Below are 18,935 nucleotides of genomic sequence, written 5' to 3'. Positions count from 1 at the left end.
CGGAAGCTGCCGGATTCCTGATTGAAATGATCCGGCAGCGAAATAAATGGGGAGTGTGTGAATTTGAGCGATCATGAAATCGATAAGATCTACCCGCTTTCGCCGACTCAAGAGGGGATTTTGTTCCACTCCTTGCTGGAACCGGATTCCGAAGCGTACTTTGAGCAGGTTTCGTTCACGCTCAAAGGGGAGCTATGCCCCGAAACGCTGAAACGCAGTTTCGCGAAACTGGTCGAACGCTATGATGCGTTGCGAACGGTATTTATATTTACGGAAGTGGAACAGCCCTTGCAAATCGTGCTGAACCAGCGTGATCCGCAAATCGACTACATGGACGTAACCGGATATCCCCAAGACGAACGGTCCCGACGAGTGGAAGCTTATCAAGACCAAGACCGGAAGCGGAAATTCGATTTGGAAACCGGACCGCTGCTGCGGATGGCTGTTTTTAAAATGGACGAAGAAGTCCATAAGGTCGTCTGGAGATTTCACCACATTATTATGGATGGTTGGTGTATGGGGATCCTGGCTCAAGATTTGTTCCGGATTTATGAGGCGCTGGCGGCCGGTCTTCCGCTTCAGTTGGACCTCGCTTATCCGTACAGCGACTATATCATGTGGCTGAGTGAGCAGGACCAGGAAGAGGCGTTGCGGTATTGGGGCAACTATCTGGAGGATTATGAACTGCAGGCCCGGGTTCCCTCCGTTGGAGGCGAGGCGAAAGATGGGTTCGATCATCGAAAATATCATTTTAAATGGGATGAGAACACGACCCGGCTTCTCCAGAGGCTGGCCGTAAACAACCAAGTTACATTGAGTACGGTATTTCACACCATCTGGGGCATTATGCTGCATCATTACAACCATTCCGAAGATGTGGTATTCGGCTCGGTCGTCTCGGGAAGGCCACCTGAACTACCGGGAATCGAAAGCATGGTAGGCTTGTTCATCAACACGCTTCCTTTGCGGGTCAAGAGCGAAGCGGGCACCTCCTTTCAGGAACTGCTTCGTCACGTGCATGATTCGATCCTGGAGGCGAACCGCTACAGCTATGTTTCCCTGGCGGATATTCAAGCGAAAACCATGCTTAAGCATCATCTGATCAACCACATTCTCGTTTTTGAAAATTATCCGCTGGAAACAACGAACGGCGGCGGGGAGAAAGCTCTTTCCGTGACCGATAGCGAAATGTCGGAGCATACCAATTATGATCTGGATGTCACGGTGTTTCCCGAACGGGAACTCGAAGTGCTGTTTACGTATAACGGTTTCGTCTATGAGGAAAGTTTGCTGCGGAGCATGGAAGGCCATTTGAGGCGGATTGTGGATACCGTCTTGGAGAATGAGCGGATTTTGGTTCAGGACATCGATATCATTACGGACCAGGAAAAAGAGACGATCCTTGACGACTTTAACCGCACGGACAAAGCGTTCAGGCTGGACAAGCCCGCCCACCGGTTATTCGAAGAAAATGCTCGGCGTCATCCCGATAAAATCGCCCTGCTCTATAGAGAGGAGGCTATGACGTACGACCGGTTGAACCGGAATGCGAATCGCTTGGCGCGCCTTTTTAGGGAGCGCGGCCTGGGGCGCGGCGATTTTGCGGCCGTTATGCTGGAACGCTCGCCGTTGATGGTTGAGAGTATTTTGGCGATATGGAAACTCGGAGCCGCATACATCCCGGTTGACGTTTCTTACCCCGAGGGGCGAAAGGCCGGAATTGTCGCCGACTCGGAAGCCAAACTCCTCGTGACGCTATCGGACTATGCGGATGAAGGCTTGCGTCACCTGTATCCGGGCCGGCTTGTCGAGATGGACCGCCTGGTCCGCCCGGCGGATCAGGAAGCGGAGAGCGATCTTGACCTGCCGGTGGCCATGACCGACCTGGCATATACGCTTTTTACCTCGGGATCGACGGGGAGACCGAAAGGCGTCATGATCGAGCATTTGGGCATGCTCAATCATATTTGGGCGGAGGCGGACGATCTCGGCTTAACCGATCAACTTATCTTTGCCCAGACGGCAAATCACTGCTTCGACATTTCGGTATGGCAGTTGTTCGGCGCTTTGGTACTGGGGGGAACAACGGCGATTTATCCGGACGAGCTGATCCTGGACCCCGGTTCATTTATTCACCAAGTGAGTCGGGATCGCGTAACTCTGCTCGAAGTGGTCCCCTCTTATTTGGGGATTTTGCTGGACATCGTGGAGGAGCGGGCACTCCGCTTCGAGCATTTGCGGCATCTGATGATTACCGGTGAGGCGGCGACGCCGGCCCTGGTTGCCCGCTGGTTTGAGCTTTGCCCGGAAGTCAGGATGGTCAACGCTTACGGACCCGCGGAAGCATCCGATGACATCTGCCAATACGTGATGGATCGGACACCGGAGAATAGCGGGTACATTCCGGTAGGCAAGCCGCTGCCCAATATCCGGATCTATATCGTAAATAACCGGATGAGGCTGTGCCCTGTCGGGATCGTGGGGGAAATCTGCGTGGCCGGCATCGCGGTCGGAAGGGGCTATTTGAACGATCCGGAACGGACGGGACAAGTCTTTATGGAGGATCCGTTCGCTCCGGAATCTGGAGTGCGTTTGTACAAAACCGGAGATTTGGGCCGATGGCTTCCGGACGGAAATCTCGAGTTTGTCGGCCGGAAAGACCAGCAGGTCAAAATCAGAGGCTTCCGCATCGAATTGGGCGAAATCGAACACCGGATGAGCGAGTACGCACAGATCCGGGAAGCTGCCGTTCTTGTAAAGGAATCCGGTGAAGGTGAAAAATATTTGTGCGCCTACTATACTGCGGACAACGCCCTTCCGGTGTCCGGATTGAAGGATTATTTACATGGCTGTTTACCGGAATATATGGTGCCCGCGGTCTTTGTCCAACTGGAAGAGATGCCACACAATGCCAACGGAAAAATCAACCGCAGTCATCTGCCCGATCCGGTTGATCTCCGGTCCGATGAAGGCTTTGTACCGGCCCGTAACGAGACGGAAGAGACCTTGGTTTCCATTTGGTCGGAAGTTCTTGGCGCCGGACGCGTCGGTACGCACGATAACTTCTTTGAATTGGGCGGCCATTCCTTGAAAGCGACGGTGATCGCGTCGAGAATACACGGGGAGCTTGGCGTGGACGTGAAAGTGAAGGACGTGTTCCGGTTCCCGACCGTGGCGCTTCTGGCTGAACGAATTGGGGACTTAAGCGACGGAAAGAGCCATGCCTCGTCCATTCTTCCGGTTCCCGCCAGTATCCATTATCCGGTCAGCCCTGCGCAAAGAAGAATGTATGTGTTGAACACGCTGGAGGAATCGGGCTCAACCGCCTACAATATGCCATTCGCCTATCGCGTTGCTGGGGAAGTGAACACGGCGCAGCTGCAGCGGATTGTCGACCAAATGGTGGAGCGGCACGAGGTTTTCCGCACGTCATTTCACGTGGTGGACGGTGAACTTGTACAAACGATTCATCCCCGGGCGCACTGCCGGGTGGAGACTGTGGAGATGCTTGGCGCGGCAAGGGAGGAAGTTCAGCGGCAAATCTCCTCCTTCATCCTTCCCTTTGACTTAGAGGAAGCTCCGTTGCTGCGAATTCGCCTGCTGCAAACCGGACAAGAGGAGAATGTGCTGTTCATCGACATGCATCATATTATTTCCGACGGCCTGTCCGGGGACCTGATGCTGCGTGAACTGGAACAGTTGTATCGGGGTGACCGGCTGCCGCCGCTGGAGATTCAGTACAAGGATTATGCGGCCTGGTTGAACGGACGGCTGTCGGGCGAAGAGATGAAGGCACATGAGGCGTATTGGCTGGAGCGCTTCCGCGGGGAACTTCCCATGCTGAACTTGCCCTTGGATTACAGAAGGCCGGCTATGCAAAGCTTTAACGGCAAAACCTTGCCGTTTTCGCTGCAATCCGAACTTTCCGTGGCGCTTCGGGAGCTGTCCCGAGAAACAGGCTCCACTTTGTTTGCCGTCATGCTGGCCGCTTATTATGTACTCCTGTCGAAATATACCGGGCAGGAGGATATCGTAGTCGGATCGCCGGTCGCCGGACGCCAACACCGCGATGTCCAGGACATGTTGGGGATGTTTATCAATACGGTGGCGCTGCGCGGTTTTCCGGAACGGCAGAAGACGTTCCGCCAGATTGTGCAGGAGGTCCGGGACCATACTTTATCGGCGATCGATCATCAGGATTTGCCGTTCGAACGGTTGGTCGAGCTGCTCGATGTCGACCGGAACACGAGCCGCAACCCGCTCTTTGATACGATGTTCAATTTAACGGACCGGGAGAAGCCGCAAGTTCAGCTCGGCGAATTGCTCCTCACCCCGTACGCATTGAAGCATGAGATCTCCAAGTTCGATCTCATGCTGGATGTGTATGCGGACGAGGCGGAAATTCATTTTGATTTGCAATATAATACCGATCTTTTTAAGAGCCCGACCGCTGCGCAAATCGGCCGGCACTACGTAGAAATCCTGCATAACCTGGTTATTTCCCCGGATCGCCCGTTGGCCGCGATCGAATGGCTCGGTGAGAATGAGCGGGAGAAGCTGATCGAACTGGGCCGGGGGAAAGCCGCGGATTACGATTTCAACTTGACGTTGCCCCGCCGTTTTGAGCGGTTTGCCTTGGAGCAGCCGGAAGAACCGGCCGTGAAATACGGCGGGAACGTATGGACTTATGGGGAACTGAATGCCCGAGCGAATCGGATCGGCCGCTATTTGCAAAGAAATTTAGGAGAAATACCGGCTGATACAGTTGTCGCGGTCATGCTGGAGCGTTCCCCCGATTTTATCCAGAGCGTGCTGGGGATTTGGAAGGCGGGCGGGGCCTATGTGCCGATAGACATCGAGTATGGGGTGAAGCGGAAAGCCGGTATCCTGGAGGATTCGGGGGCTCGGGTGCTCATTACTCGTTCAGAATTTCTGCAGGATGGTCTGGGAGACCTGTATGAAGGGGACATCCTGTGCCTTGACCAAGTGATGGATGAACTGATGCGGGAAATTCCGGGAAATATGGACCATGCTCATGATCCGGACAGCCTGGCCTATATCCTGTTCACCTCCGGATCAACCGGAAGGCCGAAAGGCGTAATGATCGAGCACAAGGGGCTTTTGAACCACGTCCTTGCGGAAGCGGATGAGCTGGGGTTGGACCGTCGCCTGGTCTTCGCCCAAAATGCGAATATCTGTTTTGATATTTCGGTCTGGCAATGCTTCGGAGCCTTGGCTTTGGGCGGAACGACCGCCATTTACCCGCATGAATCGGTATTGGAGGTCGAGCGGTTTATAGAAGGGATTATGGCGGACCGGGTGACGCTTCTGGAAGTGGTCCCTTCCTATCTGGCGGTCATGCTGGATGTGCTGGAGCACACCGGAGCGAAATTGCAAACCCTCCGTTACTTGATGATTACGGGGGAAGCGATCAAGCCGGACCTGGCCCGAAGATGGCTTGCCTTATATCCCGAGATTCCCGTTGTGAATGCTTACGGACCCGCAGAGGCGGCCGATGATATCAGCCAGCGCGTAATCCGGGAACTTCCCGAGGGAGTGGACAACGTTTCTATCGGCAAACCGCTGGCGAATTTGAATCTGTATGTGGTCGACGAGCATATGAACCTATGTCCGGTAGGCGTGTACGGGGAAATCTGCGTATCCGGAGCCGGGGTCGGCCGCGGTTACATTCATGATCCGGAAAGAACGGGCCAATCGTTCATGGAAGATCCCTTTAGAAGGGGAACAGGGGAGTCACTGCGACTGTATAGAACCGGTGATTTGGGACGCTGGCTTCCCGACGGCAATCTGGAGTTTGCCGGGCGTAAAGATTTTCAGGTGAAAATCCGGGGCTTCCGTATTGAGCTGGAGGAAATCGAAGTTTGTATTCAGCAATCCCCTTTCATCCAGCAAACGGTCGTCTTGGCCAGGGAAGATGAAACCGGGAGCAAATATTTGTGCGCTTATTTGGTGCCCAATCCTTCCTTGGGCGTTCAAGAGGAAGGCTTCATCCATAAGCTGAAGGAAGAATTGGCGGCCGCGCTGCCCGGCTACATGATTCCTGCTTATTTCATCACCCTGGAGCGGATGCCGCTGCTGGCCAGCGGCAAGGTTGACCGGGCCGCGCTGCCGGCTCCCAAACGGGACAACGCTTCGGCGGACGATTACGCCGCACCGCGCGATGAAGTGGAGCGCATGCTGGTTTCGGTTTGGGAGGAAGTTCTAGGCGTCCATCATGTCGGCATCGACCACAATTTCTTCGAACTTGGGGGAGACTCCATCCGGTCCATTCAAATATCCTCCAAACTGAGCAGTCGAGGTTATACGCTGAAAATGAAGGACCTGTTTCAGAATCCGGTAATCCGGAAGCTGTCCAAGTATGTGGAAGCCGATTATCGTGAGATTGATCAAGGGCCCGTCGAGGGATTCGTTGAATTGACTCCGATTCAAAAATGGTTCTTCGCATCCGGGTTCACGCCGGCGAATCATTGGAACCAGGCCGTTGTTCTCTTTAAGGAGGACGGGTTCGACACAGAGATCCTTGCGGAGGCCTTCCGCGGGCTGGTCCGTCATCACGATACCTTAAGAATGGTATATCGGCGGGATGACGGAGGATGGAAGCAATACAACGAAGGGGCAGACGGAGAGGATCCGCGTTCCTGGTTCGATCTGTTCGTAGCAGCCGTGCCGGAAGGGGAAGAGGGCAGGCTGGAAATCTCCCGTCAATTGGACCGGCTTCACGGCAGTATAGATCTGGAGCGGGGGCCGCTGGTCAAAGTGGGCTTGTTCAAGACCGGCTTGGGCGACCATTTGGCCGTCATCATCCACCATTTGGTGATCGACGGCATTTCCTGGCGTATTTTGTTCGAGGATTTGACGCTGGCCTATCATCAAGCTCTCCGCGGCGAGCCGGTCGCGCTTCCGGCCAAAACGGACTCGTACCAGACCTGGGCGAAACGGCTGACGGAGTTTGCGAACAGTGAGGCGATGCAACAAGAACGGCATTACTGGAAGCGGATCGAATCCGCGAGCATAAAAGCGCTGCCGAAGTCGTCCCCCTACACGGGACAGACGGCCAAGGTCGCGGATAACATGATCTATTCCTTCCGGCTATCCCAATCCGAGACGGAGGAACTGCTCGGCAAAGTCCACAATATCTACAACACCGAAATCAACGACCTTCTGCTTGCCTCCCTCGGAAGGGCCGTATCGTTGTGGACCGGGGAGGAGGACGTCCTTATCTGTCTGGAGGGGCACGGTAGGGAAGAGATTTTGAAAAATGTAAATATCAGCAGGACGGTCGGGTGGTTTACTTCCGTTTATCCCGTCGTCTTGAACATTCCAAGCTCAGCGGATGTATCCTACCATATTAAATCGGTCAAAGAGGAGATCCGGCGGATCCCGAACAAAGGCATCGGGCACGGAATCCTGAAATACCTGGCCGGGGGTCAAACCCTTAGTGATCTGCAGTTCAGGCTGGAGCCCGAAATCAAATTCAATTACCTAGGGCAATTCGACAACGACGTCAACACGGAACTGTTCCGGGCGTCCGACCTGTCTTACGGACAAACGGTCAGCCCGGAGGCCGAACGGGAAATCGCCCTGAACATTACTGGGCTTGTGGAAGACGGCCGCCTGATCCTGTCGATCGAGTATAACCTGACGGAATATTCGGAAGCGGACATTCGCGTCTTCGGAGAATTGTTCAAGACCCAGTTGACGGAAATCATCAAGCATTGCATGGAGAAGGAATCGCGAGAGCTGACGCCTTCGGACGTGGGCGGAAGCGATTTGTCCATCGAAGAGCTGGAAGCGATTATGGATTTTTATAAACAATAAACTGAATTCAGGGAGAGATGGTCATGAGCGAAAAGCTGTCGATCTCGGGGGTATTCAACTTAACGCCGATGCAAGAGGGAATGTTGTTCCATTCCTATTTAAATCCGGAGTCTTCGGCCTATTTTGAACAGTTTTCCTGTACCGTCTCGGGACAGCTGGATGTTGGATTGCTGGAAAGAAGTTTTAACGCGCTTATCGAGAAGTACGATGTGTTAAGGCTGAATTTTCTGCATGAAAATATGAAAAACCCGAAACAGATTGTATTTAAAAAACGGGTCATGTCCGTCTTTTACGAAAATTTGTCCCATTTGGGCGAAGCGGAGCGGGAGCGGTATATCCAGCGTTTCATTCAGGCGGATCAGAAGAAAGACTTTGATTTGGCCAAGGATTTGCTGCTCCGCGCAGCCGTACTGCAAACGGATGATCGGCGATATAAGCTGATTTGGAGCTATCACCATATTATTATGGACGGTTGGTGCTTGAAGACGATCGTTCAGGAGTTGTTCGAGGTGTACAAGGCACTGAGCCGGGGCCAATCCTTGTCTTTGGAGGAGGCTCCTCCCTTCTCCAGATACATCCAGTGGCTGGATCGGCAAAACCGCGAGGAAGCCCGTTCCTACTGGGCCGATTATTTACGAAGCTACGACTCCGAGATCGAACTGCCATCCTTCGGCATAAGAAGCCGGTGTGATCGGGATCGCGGCTTCGTTCAGGTCGATCGCAGCTATAAAATAAGCGAGGAGACGGCTCTAAGACTGGAGCAATTGGCCATAACCCATCAAGTTACCTTGAATACCGTACTCCAATCGGCGTGGGCTCTGCTATTGGGACGTTATAACGGAACCGAGGATGTGGTCTTCGGTTCCGTCACCTCCGGTCGGCCGGCCGAAGTGGAGGGAGTGGAGGACATGGTCGGGCTGTTTATCAATACGGTTCCGATCCGGATTTCCTTCCAGGGCCATCAGCCGTTCTCTTCATTAATTCAACAAGTGCAGCAATCCTCCCTGGAGACGCAAAACTACGATTTTTACCCGCTCGCGGAAATTCAATCCCTTACATTCAAGAAGCACAATCTGATTCAACATATTTATGCGTTTCAAAACTATCCGGTCAGCGCGGATTCGCAGGACGACATGGACAGCCCCTTCACGATGACCGACCTGGAGGACTTCGAGCAGACGCATTATGATTTCAACCTGATCCTGATGCCGAACGACGGGCTCGAGGTCAAATTCAAGTACAATGCTTCCCGTTATGAGGAAGCCGCGATGGACCGTTTGTTCCGGCATTTCGAGCAGGTACTGACACAGATCAGCCGCAAGGCGGACGCGGCGATCCGGGATATATCTATCCTCACGGACGAGGAGCAAAAGCAAATCCTGCACCAATTCAACAACACGGCAGGCGAGTACCCGCGCGATCAAACCGTGGTGCAATTGTTCGAGCGTCAGGCCGAACGGATCCCCGGACAGACGGCTGTCGTCAGCCCCAATATTAGACTTACGTACGGGGAGTTAAACGCACGAGCCGACCGGCTTGCATCCCGATTGAGAAGCAGAGGGGTCGGTCCGGACAGGATCGTGGGTATCATCGGCGATCGGTCCGTGGAAACGGTGGTGGGCATGCTGGGCATTTTGAAAGCCGGCGGCGCTTATCTGCCCCTCGATCCGGAATATCCGGATGACCGCATCGCGTACATGCTGAGCGACAGTCAGGCGAAGTGGATCGTCTCGCCGAAGTGTTATGCCGACAAGCAGGCGGACGGAGTGGAGATGATTCTTCTCGAGCAAACGGAAGAAGAGTCTTCCTTGGACCCTCGTCAGCCGGATCAAGGTCTAGCTTGTACGGAGGCAGGGAATCCGACGCCCGGAAACTTGGCTTACGTCATGTACACGTCCGGTTCAACGGGGCGTCCTAAAGGGGTAATGATCCAACATCAGAATGTGGTGCGGCTTGTCCGGAACACGGACTACGTTCCCTTTCAACCCGGGGGGCGCATCCTGCAGACGGGAGCTCCCGTATTCGACGCCTGCACGTTTGAAATATGGGGCGCGCTGCTGAACGGCCTGGAGCTTTATATTATCGACAAAACCGCGATCCTGGATCCGCAGCGGCTGGGTGAAGCGCTTCGCGAATACGAAATCACGACGATGTGGCTGACCTCCCCGCTGTTTAATCAACTGGCCCAACTGCAGCCGGACCTGTTCGAGCCGCTTCGTCATCTGATTGTCGGGGGAGACGCTCTTTCACCCAAGCATATCAAAAGGGTCGCCGAGCACTGTTCAGAGACGACGATCATCAACGGATACGGGCCGACGGAGAATACGACGTTCTCCTGCTGCCATACGATCCGCTCGCTGGAGGATGCTCGCATCCCGATCGGCGGCCCGATCGCCCATTCCACGGCATATATCGTCGACCTCTACGGACAGTTATGCCCCGTCGGGGTTCCGGGAGAACTATGGGTTGGCGGCGACGGAGTCGCTCGCGGATACATCAACAATGAGGCTTTAACTGCGGAGAAGTTCATCGCCAGCCCTTTCGCGGAAGGAGAGCGCATTTATCGAACGGGGGATACCGCCAGCTGGCTCCCGGAAGGGACGATTGATTTCATCGGCCGGATGGACCATCAGGTGAAGATCAGGGGGTTCCGCATTGAAACCGGGGAAGTCGAAAGCCGGATCCAGATGCATCGGGGCGTGAAGGAAGCCGTGGTTACTGTATGGGATAAAGGGGAAGGCAACAAATCGCTGTGCGCTTATCTGGTCGGGGAGAATGGGCTGGGTGCGGACGAAATGAAGCGATATCTGTCAAACCACCTTCCCGAGTACATGATTCCAGCCCACTGGGTGTTTCTGGATTCGCTCCCGTTGACGTCGAACGGCAAAGTCAACCGGCAGGCGCTGCCCGAACCGGAGGAACACGCCGCATATTCCGGGAATTCCTTTATTGCGCCTCGGACCGAGACCGAGCGGAAATTGGCGGAGATCTGGGAGTTGGTGTTGGATCTGCCCGCCGTCGGCGCAAACGATCATTTCTTTGAACTCGGCGGTCATTCTTTGTCGGCGCTAAAGCTGGTTACGGAAGTGAAGAAACAGTTCCAAATTCAACTGCCGCTGGCGGAGATCTTCCAGGCGCCGGTGCTCGCCGACATGGCTGTAAGGCTCGGCGGCAATCGACAAGCGGATTATGCCGCGATCGAGCCCGCCCCAACCGCGGAGTTTTACCCGGTATCCTCCGCGCAGAAACGGCTGTTTATTTTGAATGGGATGGCGGGGATGGACACCGCTTATAATATGCCTTTTGTCATGCGGCTCGAAGGGAAACTAGACGTCGACCGGCTGGAACGGGCGTTTCAAACGTTGATTGCCCGCCATGAAGCGCTGCGCACCTCCTTTGCCTTCCATCAGGGCGAGCCGGTTCAACGGGTGCACGAGAGCGTGCCGTTTGCCGTAACACGTTTGCAGGTAAAGCCGGATCAGAAACCGGAGGACCTGGTCGATTCCTTCGTTACTCCGTTCGATCTCGGGGCGGCGCCGTTGCTTCGGGTCGGGTTTGCTCAACTTCAGGAAGAACAGCATGCGTTGATCTTTGATATCCACCACATCGCGGCTGACGGAGCATCCATCGGCGTCATTGTGAAGGAGCTCAGTGAGCTGTACAACGGTCTCGGCAAGGAAGACGGAGCGGCCGTACAGACTGTCCGGAAGGCTCCGCGGATTCAATATAAAGATTTTGCCGTCTGGCAAAACGGGCTGTCTGCTTCCGGGGCGCTGCAGGAGCAGGAGCGGTACTGGCTCGAACAATTCGCCGGTGAGCTTCCCGTGCTTCATTTCCCGACCGACTACCCGCGGCCGCAAATTCAGAATTTCGAAGGCGCGTTTATTTCCGAGGAAATTGACGAAGAGCTGGCGTCCCGGTTGAAACAGCTGGCGAGTGAAACGGGAGCCACTTTGTACATGGTTCTGCTCGCCGCTTACGGCATATTGTTGTCGAAATATTCCACCCAGGAAGATATCGTTATCGGTTCACCGACAGCTGGCAGGCCGCACGCGGATGTGCTTCATACGGTCGGTATGTTTGTCAATACGCTGGCTTTGCGCGTCAAGCCGGAAGCGGAAATGCCGTTTGACCGTTTTCTGGGTGAAGTGAAGCAAACGGCGCTCCAAGCTTTTGAACATCAAGAATATCAGTATGAAGATCTGGTCGAGAAGCTTGGGCTAAAACGCGATTTAAGCCGCAATCCTTTGTTCGATACGGTGTTTACGCTGCAGAATCTCGACATCGAAGAGGTTGCCTTTGACGGGCTTGCCGCCCGCTCTTCCTCCTGGGACGGCCGCATGTCCAAGTTTGATCTGACGGTGACGGTCGTGGACAAGGGGCAAGGAATGATCGTGGATGCGGAATACGCGGCTAGGCTATTCAAAGCTTCAACGATCACGCGGCTGCTGAAGCATTATGTTGAGGTTTTGCGTGCGATTGCGGCGAACCGGAAGATTCCGTTGGCGGAGATCGAATGGCTGCCGCAGGAGGAAAGGCGGCAGGTTCTAGAGCAGTTTAATGGTTCCAAGAAAAAAATCGCGGTAAACCGCACTGTACACGAGTGTTTTACCGAACAGGCGAAGCGGACCCCGGACCATACGGCGGTCGTATTCAAAGATCAGCGTTTGACTTACCGGGAATTGGACCTGAAGGCCGACCGTCTTGCGTCTCTCCTTCGGGCCAACGGCGTCAAGCCGGGGCAAATTACGGCCATCCTGGTGGAACATTCCGCCGAGATGATCGTGGCGGTGCTTGCGGTGCTGAAAACGGGCGGGGCGTATCTCCCGATTGACCACGAGTATCCGGCCGAACGCATCGCTTATATGTTGGAGGACAGCGGGGCGGGGCTGCTGCTCACCAAAAACCGGCTGTTGCAGCCCAAAGACTGGAACATAGCTATCCCCAAGGTCGATCTGGGGGATGCGCTGGCGCTGCGGGAGCCTTATTCCTTACAAGAACCGCTGCTGGCGCCGGTTCCCGGTTCCGCCTCCGATTTGGCGTATATCATCTATACCTCGGGGTCGACCGGGAAACCGAAAGGCGTAATGATCGAGCACCGCTCCCTGATGAATATGACGGAGTGGTACCGGACTTACTACAGGTTGACGGCGGAGGATAGATGCACCAAATACGCCGGATTCGGGTTTGACGCCTCGGTGTGGGAAATATTCCCGCCGCTGCTGTCCGGCGGAGAACTGCACGTTATTCCGGAGGAGATCCGGTACGACGTGCCGCGGCTCGCGGATTATTTCGAGAGAACCGGCGTCACCGTCAGCTTCCTGCCCACGGCCATCTGCGAACAGTTTATCCAGCTTGGGAGCGGTTCGCTGCGCGTCTTGATTACCGGAGGGGACAAGCTGAAGTCCTACCGTCCCGGATCCTATGAGCTTGTGAACAACTACGGGCCTACGGAGAATACGATCGTCACCACGGCCTTTAAGGTGGACGGCCATTACGACAATATTCCGATCGGCAAACCGATTGACAATGTTCGGGTTTATATTCTGGACGTCCATAACAAGCTGCTTCCGATCGGGGTTCCCGGAGAGCTGTGCATCGCCGGAGACAGCCTGGCCCGGGGGTATTTGAACCGGCCGGAGCTCACGGCGGAGAAGTTTACGGCGGATCCTTTCTATCCGGGCGAAAGAATGTACAGAACCGGGGACCTGGCGAGATGGCTGCCGGACGGCAATCTGGAATACTTGGGCCGCCTGGATGAACAGGTCAAAATCCGCGGCTATCGCATTGAATTGGGCGAAATCGAGAAGGTGCTCCTGAAGCAGGAGGGAATCGGGGAAGCGGTTGTCGCGGTCGTAATGAATCCGAAGCAGGAAAAGGAACTATGCGCCTATTTCACAACGTTGCGGGAATGGACCGTTCGCGAAGTTCGCGAAGGCTTGGCTCGGGAGCTGCCGGAATATATGATTCCGGTCCACTACGTCGCTTTGGACAGCATCCCGCTAACCTCCAACGGAAAAATCGATCGCCGCGCGCTGCCTCAGCCCGACTTTACCGCCGCGCCAGGGGATCATGATGTGCCGCCCCGCAGCGAAACCGAACGGAAACTTGCCGGGCTGTGGTCGGATGTATTGGGGGTCACCGGCATCGGGGCATTCAGCCATTTCTTCGAGTTGGGCGGGCACTCGCTGAAGGCGGCAACGCTTGCGGCGCATATCCAGGAAAGCCTGCGCGTCGATTTTCCGTTGAGCGGGGTGTTTCATCACCCGACGCTGGAACGAATGGCGGCGGCCGTGGACGCGATGGAGCCGATGGGCTACAGCTCGATTGCACGCGTTCCGGAACAGGCGTATTATCCGGTTTCGTCCGCGCAGAAACGCTTGCTGATTCTGAATGAGCTGGAGGGGGCTGGAACGGCTTACAATATGCCATTTGCCTTGCAGTTGTCGGGGAGTCTGGACCCCTCGCGGCTGCAGCAGGCGTTTATCGGTTTAATTCGCCGACATGAGGCTTTCAGGACGTCGTTCCACATCCGCGCAGGGGAATTGGTACAGAAGGTGCATTCAGAGGTTCCCTTCGCCATTCAGAACCTGGAAATCCCGGACGATCCCCAGTTTATTCGGGAAGCTCTGCGGCAATTCGTGCAGCCGTTCGATTTACAAGCGGCCCCGCTGATCCGCGTAGGACTGGCGAAGCTCCGGCATGACAAGCATATTCTGATGATCGACATCCATCATATCGTTTCCGACGGAGCATCGATCCGCCTTCTGGTTGAAGAGTTAGGCCTGTTGTACCGTGGTGAAACGGCGGATGCGAAGCCAGAGCGGATTGAATACAAGGATTACGCGGCATGGCAATTCGATATGCTCCGGACGGAAGCCTACGCGAAGCAAGAGAAGTATTGGCTGGAACGGTTCGCCGGTGAATTGCCGGTTCTGAATCTGCCTACGGATGAACCGCGGCCGCAACTCCAAAGCTTTGAGGGGGACGCCCTCTCCCTGGAAATCGACAGCGATTTAAGCGTCCGGATTCTGGATGCCGCCGCCCGGACGGGAACCACAATGTACATGTTCCTCCTGGCGGCATATCACATTCTGCTCTCGAAATACGCAAATCAGGAGGATATTATCGTAGGCACCCCGACCGCGGGCCGGGCGCATAAAGAACTGGAAAACGTCATAGGCATGTTCGTCAATACGCTCGCGATCCGCACGCAACCCGAGGGGAACAAGCCGTTTCTCGCCTATTTGGAAGAGGTCAAAGAGCTTTCCCTGGAGGCGTTTGAGCATCAACAGGTTCAATACGAGGATCTGCTCGAGAAGCTGAATCTTCAACGGGATATCAGCCGCAATCCGCTGTTTGACACCATGTTCGCGGTGGACAACGTCGGTGTGGGGGAAATCCGGCTCGAAGGACTGGTTATAGAGCCTTACCCGTTCGACAACGGCGCGTCCAAGTTCGACTTGATGGTAACGGCGGCCGAGGAGGGGACGCGAATCCGCCTGGATGTCGAATATGCCCGCAGGTTGTTCAGGAAAGACACGGTGGAGCGGATGATGGCCCATTACCTCCAGATCCTGCGTACCGTTACGGCGAACTTGGAGATCAGGCTGTCGCAGATCAGCATGCTGCTCCAGGAAGAACGCCGCCGGATTGTGGTTGATTTTAACAACACCAAGACGGTGTACCCCCGCCAAACGATTCACGAGCTGTTCGAGGAACAGGCCAGCCGTCATTCGAAACGAATCGCGCTCGTTTGCGACGGGACGGAGCTGACTTACGCCGAGCTCAACGCCAAGGCCAACCAGCTTGCGCGAACGCTTCGCGCCAAAGGGGTCGGCCCGGATCGCGTCGTGGCGATCATGGGCGATCGCACCCTGGAGATGATCATCGGGATGCTGGCAATCCTGAAGGCGGGAGGCGCTTATCTTCCGATCGATCCCGACCATCCGAAAGAGCGGGTGGAGTATTTCTTCCGGAACAGCGGAGCCCGCTGGCTCCTCGCCCGAAGCTGTTATGCGGACCGCGCTGTTCAAGAAGCGGAAGTCGTCGTAGTGGATCATCGGCAGTTGGATGACTACAGCGCTCCGAATCTTTGGCATGAGACCGGCGCCAACCACCTTGCATATGTGATGTATACATCGGGGTCCACCGGAATGCCCAAGGGGGTCATGGTCGAGCATCTCGGCGTGGCCAGATTGGTCAAAAATACGAATTATGTGCGGTTTACGAAAGAGGACCGCGTTTTGCAAACGGCGGCCCCGGTATTCGATGTCAGCGTGTTTGATATTTGGGGGGCGCTGTTGAACGGAGCCAGACTGTACCTGGTCGACAAATTTACGCTGCTGGATCCGGAGCATCTGGAAACGGCGCTGCGTAAGCACCATATTACGGCCTTATGGTTGACATCGCCGCTGTTTACCCAGTTTGCCCAGCATAATCCGGATATGTTTAGCTCCGTCAGTTACTTAATCGTCGGCGGAGATGTCCTCTCTCCGAAACATATTCAGTTGGTCAGAGAGCATGCCGAGCATCTGATTCTGGTGAACGGATACGGGCCTACGGAGAATACGACGTTCTCCTGCTGCTTCACGATCGAGCGAGCTTACGAGAAAAGCGTGCCGATCGGTCCCCCGATCAGCAATTCAACGGCCTACATCGTCGATAAATACGGCAATTTGAATCCGGTCGGAGTTCCCGGGGAACTCTGGGTCGGTGGAGACGGGGTCGCCCGGGGATATATAAACAATGAAGCCTTAACGGCGCAAAAATTCATCCCCAATCCTTTTGTTCCGGGAGATCGGGTTTACCGGACCGGAGATGCGGCGAAATGGCTTCCGGACGGAACGATCGAGTTTATCGGAAGACTGGATCATCAGGTGAAGATCCGGGGGTTCCGGGTGGAAATCGGCGAGATTGAAAACCTGCTTCTCGGTCACCCGTCGGTCAAAGAGACGGTCGTGCTGGTAAAGGATCAAGGGGATGTGTCAAATAAGTTCCTATGCGCCTATGTTTCGGCCGAGGTGGAATTGACCGGTCCGGCTCTTAAGGAGTATCTGGCCCGGCTGCTGCCCGACTATATGATCCCCTCCGTCTTCGTCTTCATGGAGCAGCTCCCGCTGAATGTAAACGGCAAAGTCGATCGCAAGGCGCTCCCCGAGCCGGAATACGACGGGAACGAGGTGGAGTACACGCCGCCGAGAGACGGGGTTGAGGCCACAATCGTCCAGGTCTGGTCGGAAATTTTGGGGATCGACCGCATTAGCGTCCACAGCAACTTCTTTGAGTTAGGCGGACATTCGTTAAAAGCGATGCAAATGGTGACGAGGCTGGCTGATCTTGGCTGGAAGCTGAGTATCAACCAGGTTTTCGCCCATCAAACTCCGGCGGAATTGGCGGCTTACGGAATACGGTCAAACCGTGCGGTAATGTCCGGGGATCGGGATCGCATCGCGGATGTCCGGGCGGCGGAGCAATGGCTTGGCGCAGAGTTGGGGCGGTCCTGCCAATGGCGGACGTATTCCGTTGAAGAAAAGGAGTATCAAGTCGTTCACATCGACGGGCTGGACGAAACCCTGAAGCACGAAGCGGAGCGACTGATCGTCAGCCTGATTGATGAGCGCCTGCATCCGCATTACATTGCGGAGGCCGAGGATCGGGCTGCCCAAACCCTGAACCTGAGCATGAGCCGGGAAGCATGGATGGAACGAATGAATTTACGGCAAACGGCAGGCCCGGCTTGGGTAGCTAACCGGCTGGAATCCATCGCCAGGATGCAGGCCGAGTACGCCAAGGGAATTACGGACCAACGGGTAGTTAGGGATTACAAAATTTCACCGTCCCAAATGTATCATTTCCAACATAAAGACGTCTCGGGAACGATGGTGAAGTGGAACAAGGCCATTCAGCCGGAATTGCTGAGTGAGGCGCTGCAGCAAATTGTATCTTTAGAGGAGGTGATGCGAAGCGTATTTGTGGAGGCGGCGAATGCCGGAGAAGGATTTTGGCGGCTGCACGAGGGTCCGGAACGGCTTGAATTGCCGTGGATGGATATTTCCCATTTCGAACCCGGCACGCAGCGCGGTATTCTCAAGTCCCTGATGGACAAGTTCTTTATCGAGCCTTACACAAGCCGGGATCCCTTGATGTACCGGGTATTGCTGGTCAAGCAGAACGTAAAGGAATATATCCTGCTGCTTCCGTTTTCCCACACGATCTTTGATTATATGAGCAATGAGGTACTTCGAAATCGGGTCATCGAACGGTATGAGCTGCTGAGCCAAGGGAAAAGCGCCGAAACGGGAAAAACGCATGCGATGTTTACGGACTTTATCGAACGGATCTGCAGAGGGCCGGAAGGGTTAGCGGCGGAGCGCTTCAATGCGCTGTTTGACATTCCGTCCTTCGTTGTGGCGGCCAAAGAGGTGGCTGTTAGTATGCGGCTGCGGAATATCGGCGATGGAGAGTCGTTAAATACGACCGTCGTTAACCATTCCATAAGCATAGATTCACAAGCGGGTTCCGCCCATGAGGCCGAAGACATATGGATAACAGCCCTGGGGATCTTTGCGAGGTTCTTCGGTTCTTATTTCAATATGAAGCGGATTCCGATGTGGATGACGCACTTCGGCAGACAGTACGGGGATCAATCTTTCTATGAGCTCGTGGGCGAGTGCGTCGATTATATCCCGGTGCTGCTGGACTGTGAAGTGGACATGGACAAGCAGGCCGAGGCGATCAAACAGAAACTGAAGCTGGTTTCCGATCATAACATCCATTTTGCGAATTTGCTGTATAACGAGTCGAGCGATCCGGGTTTCACCGACGCGGGCATCCGTTTGGCCGCTGCCCATCATGAGATGCCTGTCAATTTCAATTATCTTGGGGAGCTTGGAGAGGATACGGAATTGGACTACCTGGACGGGGACGGTGTGAACTGCGATGATCCGAATCGGATTCTCTTTATGGCCTGGCACAGGGCAGACCAGATTTGCGTATCGCTGATCCTTCCTGTCGCGGAGGATTCGAACAAGGTGCGGAACATGCTTGATGAGGCCGCCGGAAAACAAATGAAGGGTTATACTCTGCACGACTGA

Annotated in this window: 2 protein-coding genes; both read left to right on the top strand. The window is 55.0% G+C overall.

Features of this window, described 5'->3' with window-relative positions; all coding sequences use genetic code 11:
* Window positions 1-63 precede the first annotated feature (63 nt).
* Entirely contained in the window at window positions 64-7,839 is a 7,776-nt protein-coding gene (locus tag V4U84_RS19720; RefSeq protein WP_334075371.1) for an amino acid adenylation domain-containing protein, read from the top strand.
* A 23-nt stretch (window positions 7,840-7,862) separates the two neighbouring features.
* Window positions 7,863-18,935 (top strand): amino acid adenylation domain-containing protein, encoded by an 11,073-nt coding sequence (locus tag V4U84_RS19715; protein WP_334077796.1) that lies wholly within the window; start codon window positions 7,863-7,865, stop codon window positions 18,933-18,935.

The sequence above is a fragment of the Paenibacillus sanfengchensis genome, assembly GCF_036864765.1.
GTDB classification, from domain to species: domain Bacteria; phylum Bacillota; class Bacilli; order Paenibacillales; family Paenibacillaceae; genus Fontibacillus; species Fontibacillus sanfengchensis.
The sequence above is the reverse complement of the archived record's forward strand: the minus strand, read 5'-3'. Positions and strand labels throughout refer to the sequence as shown.

Excerpts from the sequence above, each read along its gene's own strand:
- V4U84_RS19715 (WP_334077796.1), top strand. The coding sequence starts at position 7,863 with ATGAGCGAAAAGCTGTCGATCTCGGGGGTATTCAACTTAACGCCGATG.